Annotated in this window: 15 protein-coding genes and 1 tRNA gene; 9 read left to right on the plus strand and 7 right to left on the minus strand. The window is 34.5% G+C overall.

Annotation, left to right across the window (positions count from 1 at the left end; all coding sequences use genetic code 11):
* The first annotated feature begins 39 nt into the window (after positions 1 to 39).
* Positions 40 to 516 (plus strand): bacterioferritin, encoded by a 477-nt coding sequence (gene bfr, locus AAGD70_RS00815; protein WP_065094446.1) that lies wholly within the window; start codon positions 40 to 42, stop codon positions 514 to 516.
* Between the two features lies 1 nt (position 517).
* A complete protein-coding gene (locus AAGD70_RS00820) occupies positions 518 to 1165 on the plus strand; it encodes an SURF1 family protein (RefSeq protein WP_065094432.1) in 648 nt (215 codons plus the stop codon).
* Here the strand turns inward: AAGD70_RS00820 and AAGD70_RS00825 are convergent.
* From AAGD70_RS00825 to AAGD70_RS00835, 3 genes are read right to left on the minus strand one after another with little or no spacing between them, the layout of a single operon-like run.
* Positions 1128 to 1364 carry a hypothetical protein gene (locus tag AAGD70_RS00825; RefSeq protein WP_156517982.1) on the minus strand — a complete coding sequence of 79 codons (237 nt, stop codon included), beginning with the start codon at positions 1362 to 1364 and terminating at the stop codon, positions 1128 to 1130. The two genes, AAGD70_RS00820 and AAGD70_RS00825, sit on opposite strands and share 38 nt — an antisense overlap.
* Positions 1365 to 1418: 54 nt before the next feature.
* Entirely contained in the window at positions 1419 to 3137 is a 1719-nt protein-coding gene (locus AAGD70_RS00830) for a monovalent cation:proton antiporter-2 (CPA2) family protein (RefSeq protein ID WP_065094433.1), read from the minus strand.
* A gap of 5 nt (positions 3138 to 3142) precedes the next feature.
* The gene (locus AAGD70_RS00835; protein ID WP_065094434.1) at positions 3143 to 3715 is read right to left on the minus strand and encodes a thioredoxin family protein; all 573 of its coding nucleotides are present in this window, start codon (positions 3713 to 3715) and stop codon (positions 3143 to 3145) included.
* 108 nt (positions 3716 to 3823) lie between these two features.
* Here AAGD70_RS00835 and tmk point away from each other — a divergent pair, with 108 nt between their 5' ends.
* Complete coding sequence (tmk, locus tag AAGD70_RS00840; protein WP_010081998.1) at positions 3824 to 4414, plus strand: dTMP kinase; 591 nt, start codon at positions 3824 to 3826, stop codon at positions 4412 to 4414.
* Here the strand turns inward: tmk and AAGD70_RS00845 are convergent.
* The 4 genes from AAGD70_RS00845 to AAGD70_RS00860 form a co-directional block, all read right to left on the minus strand.
* Positions 4407 to 5075: a hypothetical protein gene (locus tag AAGD70_RS00845; protein WP_010081999.1), complete on the minus strand. Its 669-nt coding sequence runs from the start codon at positions 5073 to 5075 to the stop codon at positions 4407 to 4409. The two genes, tmk and AAGD70_RS00845, sit on opposite strands and share 8 nt — an antisense overlap.
* A gap of 154 nt (positions 5076 to 5229) precedes the next feature.
* On the minus strand, positions 5230 to 7068 hold the full coding sequence (gene ftsH, locus AAGD70_RS00850; protein WP_065095472.1) for an ATP-dependent zinc metalloprotease FtsH: 1839 nt from the start codon (positions 7066 to 7068) through the stop codon (positions 5230 to 5232).
* A gap of 12 nt (positions 7069 to 7080) precedes the next feature.
* The gene (tilS, locus tag AAGD70_RS00855) at positions 7081 to 8376 is read right to left on the minus strand and encodes a tRNA lysidine(34) synthetase TilS (RefSeq protein ID WP_065094436.1); all 1296 of its coding nucleotides are present in this window, start codon (positions 8374 to 8376) and stop codon (positions 7081 to 7083) included.
* A gap of 169 nt (positions 8377 to 8545) precedes the next feature.
* Entirely contained in the window at positions 8546 to 9025 is a 480-nt protein-coding gene (locus tag AAGD70_RS00860) for an OmpA family protein (RefSeq protein WP_065094437.1), read from the minus strand.
* 275 nt (positions 9026 to 9300) lie between these two features.
* Between AAGD70_RS00860 and AAGD70_RS00865 the strand changes: the two genes are divergently transcribed.
* From AAGD70_RS00865 to AAGD70_RS00890, 6 genes are all read left to right on the plus strand, one after another.
* Entirely contained in the window at positions 9301 to 10713 is a 1413-nt protein-coding gene (locus tag AAGD70_RS00865; protein ID WP_065094438.1) for a carboxypeptidase, read from the plus strand.
* Between the two features lie 23 nt (positions 10714 to 10736).
* Positions 10737 to 11813, plus strand: coding sequence for a rod shape-determining protein (locus tag AAGD70_RS00870; RefSeq protein WP_007548791.1), 1077 nt, complete (start codon positions 10737 to 10739; stop codon positions 11811 to 11813).
* Positions 11814 to 12129: 316 nt separating this feature from the next.
* Entirely contained in the window at positions 12130 to 13242 is a 1113-nt protein-coding gene (gene mnmA, locus AAGD70_RS00875; RefSeq protein WP_065094439.1) for a tRNA 2-thiouridine(34) synthase MnmA, read from the plus strand.
* 107 nt (positions 13243 to 13349) lie between these two features.
* The gene (locus tag AAGD70_RS00880) at positions 13350 to 14573 is read left to right on the plus strand and encodes a hypothetical protein (RefSeq protein WP_065094440.1); all 1224 of its coding nucleotides are present in this window, start codon (positions 13350 to 13352) and stop codon (positions 14571 to 14573) included.
* A gap of 59 nt (positions 14574 to 14632) precedes the next feature.
* A complete protein-coding gene (gene ppa, locus AAGD70_RS00885) occupies positions 14633 to 15139 on the plus strand; it encodes an inorganic diphosphatase (protein WP_065094441.1) in 507 nt (168 codons plus the stop codon).
* A 403-nt stretch (positions 15140 to 15542) separates the two neighbouring features.
* Positions 15543 to 15633: transfer RNA gene (locus AAGD70_RS00890), tRNA-Ser, on the plus strand.
* Positions 15634 to 15638: the final 5 nt, after the last annotated feature.

A 15638-nucleotide genomic window follows, 5' to 3' on the forward strand; every position in this document is an offset into this window, starting at 1 on the left:
CATGTAAATTATGCTGATAAATTGAACTCAGGGAAGATTATGAATGAAGAGATAGTAAAACATTTGAACAAATTATTGACCAATGAGCTGACTTCTGTACGCCAGTATCTTTTGCATTTTGCGGTTCTCAAAAACAATGGAATTAATAGACTTGCAGAAAAGGTAAAAAATGAGCTTAACGAAGAACTTGAACATGCGAACAAGTTGGCAGAAAGGATTTTATTGCTTAAAGGTATACCAAATTTTCAAGATACAAATGAAATATCAAAGTATGATGGAAAGTTTACAAAAGACACAATACGGAAAATCTTAGAAGCTAATTTGAAATTAGAGGGAAAAGGTATTAAGGATATCAAAGAAACGATTTCTATTGCTGAGAAAGAAAAGGATTTTGTTAGTATAATATTATTAGAAGAGATGCTAAAAAATGAAGAAGAGCACTTCCATTGGATTGAGAAGCAGATTGACTTTATTGAACTAATGGGTGTTGAAAACTATTTAAGAACACAAATATAGGGTGTTAAAAAAAATAGTATTTATTTTAATTGTACCTTGCTTGCTCCTTTTTTTATTGGGATTATGGCAAGTATTCAGATTGAACTGGAAGAATAATATTATCAAAAATATGAGTCTTCCTGTTGTTCATCTGTTGCCCAATGATGATCTTGCACAACTTAACTACAGACACGTCAAGATTGATGGGATTCTAAGTGACATAGAACTATATGTTTTTGCAGGGCAACACGGCTATCATGTGCTGTCTCCTATGTTGCTTACCACTGGACGTTACATGTTGGTGAATAAAGGAATAGTCAGAGAAAAAGAAAAAAAGGAGAAAAAAGTAAAAATTGAAAAAGTAGTTGCAGATGGAATTTTATATTGCGATAGCAATAAAAGCAAAAATTGGTTTATCAAGAACGATACTGCTTCGAATACATGGTTTACCCTGAGTACAGAAGAAATTTCCAATGAGTTAGGTATTAAGCTAGAGAAGTGTGTATTGTGGCCGAACAATTTTGGCAGCAAAGTAGCTATACAGCCAATGAAGCATTTGGAATATGCAATCACTTGGTTTGCACTTTCCTTAACTTGGTTGATTATGTGCGTGATTTACTATAGGCAAAACCTCAATGTATCTGTTCAGCAGGGTGGCAAAATAAGGTAGACGAAAAAAGACAACTATAGGAACAAATGGGTGTCATGCCAGTGCGTGACACTGGCATCCAGTCCTTTTGCACAGTTCCATCAAAAACGTTGTAAAGCGCTTTCGTGTTTACCAACTTAGTGCCCAATCTGGATCCCAGTGTCACGCACTGGGATGACAAGAAAGGGAGCACTGGAATTTTTGTTTCAGCATTAGCCATGCATCTGACCTCAATAAAGCTTGAAGCTTTCTGTACATAAAATTAGAAAAGCAGTCATTCATCTTTATCACTACCAAGGTCTTTTAACATACTATAATTGCCTTTTCTAAATCTACTTTTTAAAGACGTAACTCCACTTTCGCTAATACCACTGAGGCTCAGTGCAGCTCCACCTAGCTGCAATCCTATCTCAGATGTTTCAGGAATAATTTTACTAGCTCCTAGATCTCTATAAACCTCCACATTACTCAGATCTGGTAAGCGTATTACAATATTTACATGCGGAAAACTTGCAGCAACTAAAGAAACAACTTTCTTTATAGTAACTTCATTCTTTATTGAAATAACGAGAGCTTGAGCTCTTTCTATTCCTACTGATTTTAAAATTTCACATCTTGTAACATCTCCAAGATATATAGGAAAACTATCACTTTTTCCTTCTTTGACTATTTTCGATTGAATATCTACAACAACGTAACTCAAATGCTCTGCCGTAAGCATTTTTGTTACCATATATCCCACTCTGCCAAATCCAGCAACTATTACATGGTTATAAAGATCTTGTGTATCTGTTTCAACAGCTTCATCATCTAATATTGTTTTCTCAGTGCTAAATGAGTTTGCTATCCAATCTCCAAGCCCTGATAAAAGAGGAGTGAAAGCCATGGTTACTGTAGTTACCATCATAAGTACTTGAGCGATTTCACTTGGTAGCACATTTAGCTCATCTGCTAAGCGAAATAAAATAAATGCAAATTCACCGCCTTGTGAAAGCAGTAACCCAGCTTGTATAGCAGGTGCACTCTTAAACCCAAAAAATCTACACAATATATATATGATAGATGTTTTTAAAACGATAAGGATAATCGATAATAAAGTAATTAGTGGTAACTTATTGAGTAAAAGTTCGGTATTGATGGACATACCAACAGTCATGAAAAATAAGCCAAGAAACAAATCTTTAAATGGTAATACCGCGTGCTCCACTGAGTGTCTATATTCTGTTTCTGCAACTAACAATCCAGCGACAAATGCACCTAATGCTAACGATAAATGAAATTGCTCAGTAATAAATGCTGCTCCTAATACTATTAAAAGCGTTGTTGATATAAAGACCTCATTACTTTCCATTTTAGCAATAACCGAAAATAAAGGTCTAAGTAATAATCTACCAGTTATAAATATCAGCACTAATGCAATAGCTGCTTGCACTAATGAGCCTGCCAATGAGCTTATCAGGCTGTGCTCAGAATTGCCAGCAAGTAAAGGTACCAATACTATTAATGGTACCACTGCAAAATCTTGCATTAATAGTACTGCTATCGACAACCTACCAACCTGACTTGCTCGAGAACCTTTTTCTTGCAGAACCTGCAACACTATTGCTGTTGAGGATAGCGCAAGCCCACCACCAATAACTGTTGCTATATTCATATTCACTCCGAAAGCAAGAGCGATGCACCATATTGCTACCATAGTAACTATAACTTGAAGAGAACCGAACCCAAATACATGAATACGCATAGCGATCAGGCGTTCAAATGTCAATTCAAGGCCTATAATGAATAATAGAAAAACTACACCAAATTCTGCAAGATTATCCATTACCTCAGCTGAGTGTATCAGATTAAACCCATGAGAACCAATAACTGCACCTGCAACAAAGTAACCAAGCACTGGGCTAATATTCATTTTCCAAAACGCTATGACTATAAACACAGCAGCAGAAAGTAAAATTATAATATCAAACAAATGCTGAGAGCCACTGTGCATGATATTTAACCTGTAGAATTAGACCATTTAATTGAGCAGCCAATACTTGATTTTTGGTCAATTGGAGAATTACCAGTTTCTGCAATAAATTTCATAGCTTGAAATAAGTCACTACTTCCTACTTCATAGCTTTGAACCTTTTCTTTTTTTGCATCGTTAAAACGTCCGCGATAGCAAAGGTTTAAATTGGAATTAAAGCCAAAAAAGTCAGGAGTGCAAACAGCCCCGTATTCTTTAGCTATTTTCTGTGTACTATCAATTAAATATGGAAATGTAAACTTATTTTCCTTGGCAAAATTAATCATATTTTCAAAGGAATCTTCTGGATATTCATTTACATCATTTGGCATTATTGCAACGGTATTCACCTGATAATCTTTTTTCAATTGATCAACATCGCTTACCAGATTGCTAATAATTGACTGAACGTAAGGGCAGTGATTGCATATAAATATTATAATAAGACCATTTTTTCCACAACAGTCACTTAATGTATAGTGTTTATTATCCACCCCCAAAAGATTAAAATCTTTTGCAGTAAAACTAAAATCGACTTTAGGAGTATTCAGAGCAACCATAGACTATTATTATACCACATGTAATTTACGGTCTTATTATTTAAATGTCAAACGGTTTCTATGTATACTGTTTGCATATTCTTTTTTAGTATTATAATTATAAAACTTATGTTCATAACTTTCGAAGGAATAGACGGCTCTGGTAAAACAACACAATCTAAGCTACTTGCAAATCATTTTAAGCAAATTCGCGGCGAAAATAATGTGGTATTGACTCGAGAACCAGGTGGCACTAACTTTGCAGAGAAGGTAAGAGGAGTATTGTTAACGAATAATATTGATTCTATTTCTGAACTCTTGCTACTTATCTCGATGAGGCGCGAACATATGAAAAAATTAATATTACCAGCTCTTGCAGAAGGAAAAATAGTGATTTGTGATCGGTTTATTGATTCAACTATTGCATATCAAGGATATGGGTTTGGAGTTGACTTAGGGCTAATAAGGGACTTACATAAGCTAGTGGAAATTAAATATCCAGATATTACATTCATTCTAGATATTGATGTTAAAGTTGGGTTAAATAGAGCAAAAGACAAGAATAAATATGAAGAAATGGATGTTAATTTTTACAATAAGGTCAGAAAAGGATTTCAGGAAATAGCCATAAAAGAGCCCGTTAGGTGCAGTGTTATCACTGGAATTGAAACAAAAAATGATAATCACGTACACAATGAAATTATTGATAAAATCACCTAGCTTGTGATAGAAAATTATCAATTTCAGGTAACATTATTTCATATGAATAACTTTTTGTTTGAGTAGCTAAAAAATCCTGTATTTTGTCTGGATCTTCTTCACTTATCATCTTATATGCCCTTGCGAGGTTCATTAATTCACTTCTATTTTTTTTATTGCTTACTTCAGTAATAGTAAAAAATTGATCAAAATGGTCTAAGAGGTCTTTATTTTTTATTGAAGACACAATATCGTCAATTTCTTTCACATATAATGCAAGTTTGTGTGCTTTACTACGATCTTCAAAACAAAGATTAACAAGCACGTTGCGAAACCTATCTTTCGTAGTACTTCTCACTTCTGCTAATAAGGACTTAATATTTTCTTGGCAATGCACTCTCTTTACCGATTCAGCCGGTTCAACCATACCAAGAACATTCTTTACCAAAGATTTTTCTTCACAACTAAATATGAACATGTAATAACCCATCGATAAAGTGAAGAGCAAGAACATAGCCGGAAGTAAAAACGGAGCTAATACATTTTGTGACGCAGGGAAAATAAACCAGGTAACAGTTGCTATTGACACAGTTACAAATAATCCTGATAAACATAATTGTGCTTTTCTTCTATAATTCTGATCAATAACTGTACTTACACCAATAGAAGCTATATCAATCATTACTCACGCCTCATTAAACATTAATACTAACTGAATGATAGCATTATTGTGATGAAAATGCAATATTATGAATATTTTAATACAATTTATATTGACAGTTACAATTCTGAATGTTTTATTGCAGCGTTAGCTGATTAGCATTTTTAAGATGAGGTCAACTCTCATAGAGAGAGGATTTTTTTATTTTCTCATTCTTCTCATTTTCCTCTCTAACAATTTTTTTTCCATTTAATATGTCCTTTATTTCATCTCCTGTTAAAGTTTCAAACTCCAGTAGATTTTCGGCAATGAGATCTAAGCCTTTCTTATGCTTGGTCAAAATCTCTTTTGCTTTTTCATAGCAAGAAGACACAACTTTCTTCACTTCTTCATCTATAAGTTTTAACGTATCTTCAGAAATTATGTCAGAACCATGCATGGTTTGTTCGCGATTGTGATAGATCGGACCTATTTTGTCGCTCATTCCCCATTTTGTTACCATAGAACGTGATAAATCTGATGCTTGTTTTATATCCGAAGATGCACCGCTTGTGACTTTATCATAGCCAAAAATTAGCTCTTCTGTCACACGTCCACCCATTGCAACAGTTATATCTGCTAGCATCTTTTCTCTTGTGAGGGACACTCTATCTGTTTCTGGTAGTCTCATCACTAAACCTAGGGCTCTACCCCTTGGAATAATAGTTGCTTTGTGTATCGGGTCAGAGGCAGGCATGTTGATAGCAACTACTGCATGACCAGCTTCATGGTATGCAGTCAGTCTCTTTTCCTCTTCTGTCATAATGAGAGATCGCCTTTCTACGCCCATCATCACTTTATCACGTGCATATTCAAAATCGTCCATGGTAACAATCTTCTTGTTTCTTCTTGCAGCAATAAGCGCAGATTCGTTCACTAAATTTGCTAAATCAGCTCCAGAAAAGCCTGGTGTTCCTCTTGCAACTGTTTTCACATTTACATCAGGGGCTATTGATATTTTCTTTATATGCGTATTTAATATTTTCTCACGCCCATTTATATCGGGTAAAGAAATAGTAATCTGTCGGTCAAAACGACCAGGTCTAAGCAGTGCTGAATCTAAGACATCCGGACGGTTAGTCGCAGCAATTATTATTACACCTTCATTAGACTCAAAGCCATCCATCTCAACTAATAACTGATTTAATGTTTGCTCTCTTTCGTCGTTGCCGCCACCAAGGCCAATGCCACGCTGTCTACCCACCGCATCTATTTCATCTATAAAAATTATACAAGGAGCATTTTTCTTGCCTTGATCAAACATATCACGAACACGACTTGCACCAACACCCACAAACATTTCAACAAAATCAGATCCAGAAATACTAAAGAATGGCACATTAGCTTCTCCTGCAATTGCACGAGCAAGTAAAGTTTTACCAGTTCCAGGAGAGCCAATCAAAAGGCACCCTTTTGGTATTTTTCCACCTAATATTTGAAATTTTTGCCTTTGTTTAAGAAAATCAACGATTTCTACTAGCTCTTCTTTTGCTTCATCAATTCCGGCAACATCATCAAATGTTACTTTTTTTCCACTAGTCATGAGTCTAGCCCTTGACTTGCCAAAGCTTATAGTTCTGTTGCCTCCCGCTTGTGTTTGTTTAAGAAAGAATAGCAAGAAGCCAATAAAGATAAATGTTGGGACCCATGAGATAAATAATCCACCAATTACGTTCATGACAGAATCTCCAGTTGAAAAGGAGAATCTCACTTTTCTATCATGTAAATTTTTTATTAGGTCGCTATATATGACACCGCTTGAATTGAAACTTAAACCGTCCCTAAACTTGCCCTCAATGCTCTGGTTTTTTATGACAATATTTTCTACATCATTGTCTTCTAGTCTAGTTAAAAATTCCGAAAAAGGTATAATTGTTTTACTTTTACCTACATTTCCGCTGAACTGAATATAAGCAACTGAAATAAGAACAATAATTACTAACCAGATCAATAAGCCTTCTAAAAATTTTTTCATTTCTATTTCTAACTAAATACTAATCAAGCTTACCAAATTTTGTTTTATCGTGCTATTAATAATGCATTGAACCTTATCGTCATTGGTATTTTTTCCGTTATAATTTACATCAGGATAAGCAAGCACCTTTCCATCTTTTAGCACTACAGGCAAAGAGTAGAAAACTTCAGGGCAGCAGTTATAATCCTTCAGAAATTCAGGAACTTTTTGTGTTTTTTTTAATGGAGCGATGATAACTGAACACTCTTGATTCCCAAGTATTGTGCAGCTAAACCTGTTATCCCATTCAATAGGTTCATTTAAAGGTAGGTTTACGGTAATTTCTTGTATCCTTGACGATTCTCTAATTATTAAGATATTTTCTCCATATTTTCTTATTTTGCACCCAGAAAGTGTACAGTTAACATTACTATCCTTTTGCAATATTTTATTAAATATTACGATAAGGCTGTTGTACCTTGGTTTATAATGTTTACTGGCAATTGCCATTATAGAGTAAAGAAGAAGCCTCAAGGCTATTTCCTCTGGCAATTGATAAAATTCACTTAGTTTAATTTCAATATAACCAAGATCATGAACATTAACACAGTCATTAAATGCAAGGCGTGTGTAGTGCATCAACGCTTTTGCAGCTCTTTTCATATGAAGGGCTGTGAGGCATATTCGCTCTGTTAAAATCTCTTGATTATCACTTGCTTTAAGTAAGTTACGGTATAAAGTTCGCCTGTATTTTAAGTCATAGTTGCTTCTATCTTCGATCCATTTTAACTGGTGAAGCTTAGCGTACTTTTCTATTTCACTACGACTAAAATTTAACAATGGCCTAAATATATAAATACCATTTAGGAAAGACTTGTAGTCCATTGATGATAATCCATCTACGCCGCTACCTCGCTCTAATCTTAATAAGAACGTTTCTGCTTGATCATCTTTGTGATGAGCGACGAGCAAACATTTAACATTATTGTTTTTACACCACTCTGCTAGTAACTTATACCGTGCTTTTCGTGCCTGTAACTGAATATTGCCTTTAATATTTTGCTTTTCCCAATTTAATATGAACGATTCCTTTGCTCCAAGTTCCTTTGCATAACTTACAACAAAATCAGCTTCTTTTTGAGACTCTGGACGTAATCCATGATTTACTGTTAATGCTATAGGAAGTGAAAGCTTGTTTTTTTTTGCCCAGTTAGTCATTAAGTGCAGTAAGACTATACTATCTACACCACCTGATACTGCAACTGCAACTTGATTATTATAGAAAGCAAAACTATTAACCACATTTTGAAATAATAACTCTAATTCCATTATATCTCTTGATGGCCAGATAGTCTCTACGTCATACAGCGACTTATTTGTGGTATATATAGATCCCGCTAACAAGCAACGAAATATGACAAGTTTGTCCTTTTTTGTCCACCCCAGTGCCCTTTCTTTATGTCATCCCAGTGCTTGACACTGGGATCCAGGTTTTAATCTATTTCTTTATTCCAGAAAATGAAAATTCCACTCTACGATTTTTAGCATGCTCTTTTTCATATTTAGAATTTCTAGAATCATCTTTTACATTAACCAAAGGCTCAGTTTCACCTTTAGAAGCAGTTTTTATTCTGTTTTCTATGTAGGGTGTACAACTAACCATAAATTTTTTAGCTGCATCTGCCCTTCTAGCGCCTAGCGCAAGATTATATTCATGAGAACCACGGTTGTCAGTGTGACCAGTTAAAGTAACCTTCGCGTCAGGGTTATCTTGTAACACTTCCATTACGTCAAGTAATGCATCTGCACTTACTTCAGCAATACTAGATTCATCATAACCAAAGAAAACTCTTTTATCACCTATCTGCTTAACAACAGAATTCATTTTATTTGTTGTATTTGCTCCTTTTTTTGGGCAAGAACTTACACCAGTAAGTAATAAACAAAAACAGCACATTATAACCAGTCTACTCCACATTACTAAACCTCCATAAATTTTAAATAGTGCGTAACTTTAATTTCAGTAGCTAATATCTCTCCATATTGTAATATAGTCAAGAGAAATAAAATACTAAATACTTTTTCTACAACCTTACAATTAATTTTCCTATAATATGCTAGACTCTGAGTAGAAAAATCCAATAAAAGAATAAAAAGTACAATTTTTTATTGTACTTTAAGCAAATATACTTTTAACTTTATTATTAATCTATCACGATGTTAAACAGATGTTTTCTAAAATAATGAACAAATATGAAATCTTATAAGTTTTTAGAGGAAGTATTATATAGGGTAAAGAATATCGAAAATACGCTAAAAGTACTAAACCAAAGCCAATTGAATATAGAGGACAAAGTTGAACAAATGAGTCTTCTAGAAGAAATCAGACATGAAATTATCTCTCATGACGCAATAAAGGAATCATTAGCAGATGCTCTTGGTAACAAAAAAAGTGCAAATACTCAGCAGCTAAAGTTAATAGAGAGAATACATAAAAGCAACAGTGCTGTTCCTATTGATTTAGTAAAGTCTTTATCCAAAGCTAAGGTTGAATGCCAAAATTTATGGAAGCTATCTCATTCTGAAACCAGTAACTTAGAAAAACTAAAAGAACGTTTTACTGATTTAATCACACTCATTCGCGAAGTAGCTTCTATAAAATCGCAGCAATTAAAATGCTCAAAATACGACTCACTGCTTGCTGACTATGACTCTGATATCACAGAAAAGAATATAAGGGAAGTATTCCCCAAGGTAGGCAAATTTTTTAGCGAAAATGTAGATAAAATAATTGAAAAGCAGAAAAAGGATAAGGTTACTAATATACAAAAAGTTGCTACTCAGAAACAGATTGAACTTGGCTCATTATGTTTACAGCAAATGGGTATTGCACTAAATGAGATTCGTACTTCTTATTACTACCCTATAGATTATGATGAATCTGATTTTTGTTATGGTTTATTTTCACTTTTACGGCATAGTGGTTATGCAATTTATCAAAAATGTTTAGCGCAAAATTCTATAAGTAGCCCAATTATGAGACATGTTATGTATGAAACTCAAGGGTTATTCATGGAAAGGATGATTGGAACATCCAGAGAATTTATTGAGTTCATTCAACCACACATAAAAGAGAAGTTTGCTATAAAAGGCAAAACTAATAGCAGTGTTGAAAATTTGCACTTGGTTTTCAATGAAATAAACCTTTCTTCTTTTTTAAAAAATGCAGATGAATTTAGTCTGTTAGCTCATATTATGTTGAGAACTAAGTTAGAACAAGATATAATAAATGGCACATTGGAAGTTAAAGACCTGCATGATGCGTGGTTGGAAGGTATGAAGCACTATAAAATTCCAGTAAAAGCTAAAAATGAGCTAAACACTTATTTTCAAGATGAATATTGGGCAAGCGGTGTTATGGGCTACTTTCCTATAAAAATTATTGCTTTAATTGCTGCTGTGCAGATTTTCTCTTTCGTTAAAAAGAATCATTACGAATCATTAAGTGCTATAATAAAAGGAGATTTTAGTTTACTTATCAGTTGGTTATCTCAAAATGTATACAGTGCAAAGTGTGGCCTGGAACTGCTAAAAAAAGTAACAGGTAAGGGTTTAGACGTTGAGTGTGTTACTTACTACTTATCTGAAAAGTATAATTTGTCTTAATAAATGGTTTTCTTGAGTTATGTATGAATTTTGTTCGAAAATTAACCGGAAAGTTTTATAGCCTTTTTACTTTCAAAGGTTTGTTTGCTAGCGATATTGCTATAGACCTTGGTACTGCAAACACTTTAGTTTATCAGAAAAATCAGGGAATAGTGCTTGATGAGCCTTCAGTTGTAGCAAGAATAAAAGAAAAAGGAAGTTACGTTCCTTATGCTTTTGGTAAAAAAGCTAAAATGATGCTTGGAAAAACGCCTGGAGAAATAGAGGCGATAAGGCCCTTAAAAGATGGAGTCATTGCTGATTTTAAAAGTGCGGAAGAAATGCTAAAATATTTCATACGCAGTGCAAACACAAAATTCACTGTTAATAAACCTAATATTATCATATGCGTTCCATCTGGATCCACGCCAGTTGAAAGGCGTGCTATACAAGATGCAGCAGAAAGTGCTGGTGCAAATGAAGTATTTTTAATTGAAGAACCAATGGCTGCAGCAATCGGAGCTGGGCTCCCGGTTACTGAACCTGAGGGTTCTATGATTGTTGATATAGGAGGCGGTACAACTGAAGTTGCAATTATTTCTTTAGGCGGAATTGTTTATTCACGTTCTGCCAGAGTAGGTGGCGATATTATGGATGAAGCAATAAAATCATATATTCGTGAAAATCATAAGTTATTAATCGGTGAAACAACCGCTGAGAAAATTAAGAAAAGCATAGGTTCAGCCAGTCTGCCAGGTGAAAATAACAAAGAGGGAATGATAATTAAAGGCAGGGATTTAGTGAGTGGCATGCCAAAAGAAATGCTTTTATCAGAATACCAAGTTGCAGAGAGTTTAATAGAGCCTGTACATCAGATAATTTCTGCTATTAAGACTGCGCTGGAGAGCACTCCACCTGAACTTTCTTCTGATATAGTCGATAGAGGAATAGTTTTATCCGGTGGTGGTGGATTATTACGTAATCTAGGTAAAGTTATCAGTGAAACAACAAAATTACCGGTTCGTGTTGCAGATGACCCACTTTGTTGTGTTGCCTTAGGTAGTGGAAAAGTGCTTGAAAACATGGATTATTTTGGCCATGTTTTATTCAAGCAAGATTAAATTATTTTTGAAGGTAGTTTATCGAATTGTTTTGATGGAATTATGTAATATAAATGAGATCCCAGTGTCATGCACCAAGTAATTTGAAGGCAACTTCTAGCAGAAAAGGGTGTCATCCGAGTAGCTAACACTGGGATCCAGGAAACTTGATTACAAATAAATATGCTGTTTTAATGAATTTGTGTAATAGAAGCTAGATTCCAGTGTCAGCTACTTTCATGACATCATCTACTATGTAAATTGCCCCCAAATCAAAACGTTTGCACAGTTGTATGTTGGAATGACACAAGATTTGCGTTTATAAATTAAGGCGATTATGCTAAAAGAATTTGAAATTGAACCTCTGCTAAAAGATAAAGCTCCGCACCAGACCAAGGCTATTGTTGCAATGTCCGGGGGAGTTGATAGCTCGGTTGCTGCAGCACTGCTACATAACCTTGGGTACCAGGTGATAGGTGTGACTCTTCAACTCTATGGCACTGACGGTAATGCTAACGCAAGAAAGGGTGCATGCTGCGCTGGACAGGATATTTATGACGCTAAGCGTGTAGCTGAAAGTGTTGGCTTTCCTCACTATATTTTAAACTATGAGGAAATATTCAAAAAGGAAGTAATAGAGGATTTTGCGAGTACCTATATGCGTGGGGAAACTCCCATACCATGCGTGAGATGTAACCAAACGGTAAAATTTCGTGATCTATTGCAAGTTACAAAAAATCTTGGTGCGGATGTGCTCGTAACAGGACATTACGTGAGAAGGTTAGAAAAAAATGGTGAGGTAAAGTTGTGCAGAAGCATTGATAAAAGTAAAGATCAAAGTTATTTTTTGTTTGCAACTACTGAGGAGCAGTTAAAGCTTTTGCGATTTCCACTAGGTGGGTTCTATAAAAGTGATATAAGAAAATTAGCAAAGTATTTCAGCTTACAAATTTCTGAAAAGCCAGACAGTCAAGATATATGCTTTGTTTCCGAAAGCTATAGTAAAACAATAGCTAAATTAGCTCCACAATCTGTACAGAAAGGTAAAATAGTGGATATTAATGGAAAAGTGTTAGGTGAGCACAGTGGCATAGTAAATTTTACAGTAGGACAAAGAAAAGGCTTAGGTGTTGGGTACAGTGAACCTCTTTACGTGATAAAAATTAATACAGAGAATAATGAGGTTATAGTAGGCCCGATCAACGCGTTAATGCAAAAAAAGATATTGATCAAAGAGTTAAATTGGTTAGAACAACCAAAGGAAGGTATGGAAGTAACTGTGAAGCTGAGATCATCACATGCGGGAAGTTTAGCAACAATACATTCAACTGACGAAAAAAATAAAGCCTGTGTCATTTTAAACGACGATTACTTTGGCATCAGTCCAGGTCAAGCCTGTGTAGCGTATAAAGATGAGCAAGTTATCGGCGGTGGATGGATATGTTCTTAACTAAAGGGCTTAATTCTTTGATACAGAGTGTAAACGTACAATAATATTTATTGCTATTTTGCCATGTATCCCTTATACTATAAAGTAGAACATTATAGGTTTTAGCAATGGTTAAGGAAGTTGAAGAACTAATAAAAATTGTTGGTAAGGGTAATTTATTAGAGACGTTATTTATTTTTTTAGGTAGCTTTCAACATGCTGACTTAGGTCGTTTTATGGATCACAGAAATCATTTTGGTTTGTCTGAATTCATTAGAAAAAAAGAGGAACCATTAGATAAATATTTTAACTTAAAATTTAGTCTACAAGGGCTGTTTTTAATTTATGCTCAAGCTTATCAAATTCTAAGTGAAAACAATAGCCTGAATACTAGAGATGTCATAGATAAAATATATGACGTTATTAAAGGGTCTGAGTTAAATAGAGATATAAATGAAGTAGTAGATGGAAGAAAATTAGATTTACTTAACATTTTAGCAAATCCAAAGAGAGAACCAATATTTAAAACAGAAGAAGATTTTGAAAATAAAGTACTCATTGGTCTTAGAAAGTTACTAAGTGAAGGAAATACATTAAACAAATATGACAGAGAATTTGCATTAAATAAGTGCGTTATCAGCAGCTATTATTCCATTCATGACATAAAAGCAGATAAAGATATAGCATTGTTCTTTTCTTTGGGTGGTCACTATAAAGAACTTTCGTCATCTAACAAAACAGTAAAAAGAGAAGTATTAGAGATATGTGAGAATCAGTTAATAGAGAGCTATATAATGTTCTTAGCTGGCAAACTACACATGATCGGATTATCAAGTAGAGATGGAACCATCAAATATACAATCAACCATGAGAATGTGGATCGACAAGAGAAAGAATTAAAAATGGATGGATTAATATATCCTATAAATACAAAAAACACCCTAGAGCAACTGTTAAAAAACCAAAATAGTGATGAATTTGAACAATTAGTAACAAGCCCTAAAAATATATACTACTCAGTGCCACAAAAAGAGAATAAATGTAGGCCAAATTTCATACTCAGCAAGAAAAATCATAAAAACACAGTCTGTAAACTTATTTTAGGTGTGTTTGTATTATCTGTTGGGTTATATGTTGCTGATTATTTCTTTATGGAGCAAAAATTATTTAATCCAATAAAAGGTGTTCTACCACAGGATAATTTTGCTAATCTAGTAATTGCTGCAGTGCTTACTATCGTAATAGTATATGCTTTATTTCAATTATCACAGGAACCACCACTTTCAACAGTCAATAAGATGACGAATGAAAATTTAGGACAGCCCGTGCAAAATAAGTTTAGAATTACATAAATGTGGCAACTTAAAAGCACATATTGTATAATGCTTATTCTTAAGTTAAGAGGTGATTTATGGATTTAAGTAAAATAACAGCGGGACCAAATGCAGTGAATGTGGTAATTGAAATAAGTGCAAATGCTGAGCCTGTAAAGTATGAATTTAATAAAGAGCTTGGGTTGTTACAAGTTGACAGATTTTTATCTACCTCAATGACTTATCCTTGCAATTATGGGTTTATACCAAATACCTGCGCAGGTGATGGTGATCCTGTGGATGTTTTGGTGCTAACTCAATTTCCCTTAGCATCTAGTGTTTTAATATCGGTGCGTCCGATAGGCGCATTACTCACTAAAGATGAAAAAGGAGAAGATGAGAAAATATTAACTGTGCCTGTTTCCAGTGTTGATAGCTATTATGACAATATAAAGGACTATTCTGACTTATCTAAAAGCCTACTAGATAAAATTACTCATTTCTTTTCTCATTATAAAGATCTAGAAAAGGGAAAAACGGTAGCAGTTGGAGAATGGGTTGGTGTGGAAGAAGCAAAGAAAATCATTGAAAAAAGCAGAAATTAGTTTTTATTGATTTATAGCTAAAGTGGCTTAGGTTTGCCCACAATTTGAAAAACAACAAATTCGTCATTCCGCTACTTGTTAGCGGAATCTATGCTGAGATACCGCGCACAACTGTACGAACATTGCAATATGGCACATAGTAAACGATGTCATCCCAGTGCGTGACACTGGGATCCAGACTTTCCGTAAAAACGTTATATTTTAACATAACACTTATATGCTCACCAACTTAGTGCTAATCAAAATCCTGGATCCCAGTGTCTGGGCACTGGGATGACAAGAAAGGGAGCACTGGAATTTTTCAGCATTAGCCATGCATCTGAACAGATACAAATATTGCAATTAAAAGCATTAGACAGGTGGTAGAGGTCTTGGTATTATATAATCTTTAGGTTCTAAATTTGGAAGGGTGGCCGAGCGGCTGAAGGCGGCGGTTTGCTAAACCGTTATACGATTGAAAAGTCGTATCGAGGGTTCGAATCCCTTTCCTTCCGTATAC

The organism is Wolbachia endosymbiont (group A) of Nomada flava (assembly GCF_964027055.1).
Taxonomy (GTDB): domain Bacteria; phylum Pseudomonadota; class Alphaproteobacteria; order Rickettsiales; family Anaplasmataceae; genus Wolbachia; species Wolbachia pipientis.

Bases quoted from the DNA above. Each gene is read 5' to 3' on its own strand.
- AAGD70_RS00830 (WP_065094433.1), bottom strand. From the start codon at position 3,137: ATGCACAGTGGCTCTCAGCATTTGTTTGATATTATAATTTTACTTTCT.
- AAGD70_RS00870 (WP_007548791.1), top strand. From the start codon at position 10,737: ATGAATTTTGTTCGAAAATTAACCGGAAAGTTTTATAGCCTTTTTACT.
- ftsH (WP_065095472.1), bottom strand. From the start codon at position 7,068: ATGAAAAAATTTTTAGAAGGCTTATTGATCTGGTTAGTAATTATTGTT.
- tmk (WP_010081998.1), top strand. From the start codon at position 3,824: ATGTTCATAACTTTCGAAGGAATAGACGGCTCTGGTAAAACAACACAA.
- AAGD70_RS00825 (WP_156517982.1), bottom strand. From the start codon at position 1,364: ATGGCTAATGCTGAAACAAAAATTCCAGTGCTCCCTTTCTTGTCATCC.
- AAGD70_RS00865 (WP_065094438.1), top strand. From the start codon at position 9,301: ATGAAATCTTATAAGTTTTTAGAGGAAGTATTATATAGGGTAAAGAAT.
- AAGD70_RS00835 (WP_065094434.1), bottom strand. From the start codon at position 3,715: ATGGTTGCTCTGAATACTCCTAAAGTCGATTTTAGTTTTACTGCAAAA.
- bfr (WP_065094446.1), top strand. From the start codon at position 40: ATGAATGAAGAGATAGTAAAACATTTGAACAAATTATTGACCAATGAG.
- mnmA (WP_065094439.1), top strand. From the start codon at position 12,130: ATGCTAAAAGAATTTGAAATTGAACCTCTGCTAAAAGATAAAGCTCCG.
- AAGD70_RS00845 (WP_010081999.1), bottom strand. From the start codon at position 5,075: ATGATTGATATAGCTTCTATTGGTGTAAGTACAGTTATTGATCAGAAT.
- ppa (WP_065094441.1), top strand. From the start codon at position 14,633: ATGGATTTAAGTAAAATAACAGCGGGACCAAATGCAGTGAATGTGGTA.
- AAGD70_RS00880 (WP_065094440.1), top strand. From the start codon at position 13,350: ATGGTTAAGGAAGTTGAAGAACTAATAAAAATTGTTGGTAAGGGTAAT.
- tilS (WP_065094436.1), bottom strand. From the start codon at position 8,376: ATGGAATTAGAGTTATTATTTCAAAATGTGGTTAATAGTTTTGCTTTC.
- AAGD70_RS00860 (WP_065094437.1), bottom strand. From the start codon at position 9,025: ATGTGGAGTAGACTGGTTATAATGTGCTGTTTTTGTTTATTACTTACT.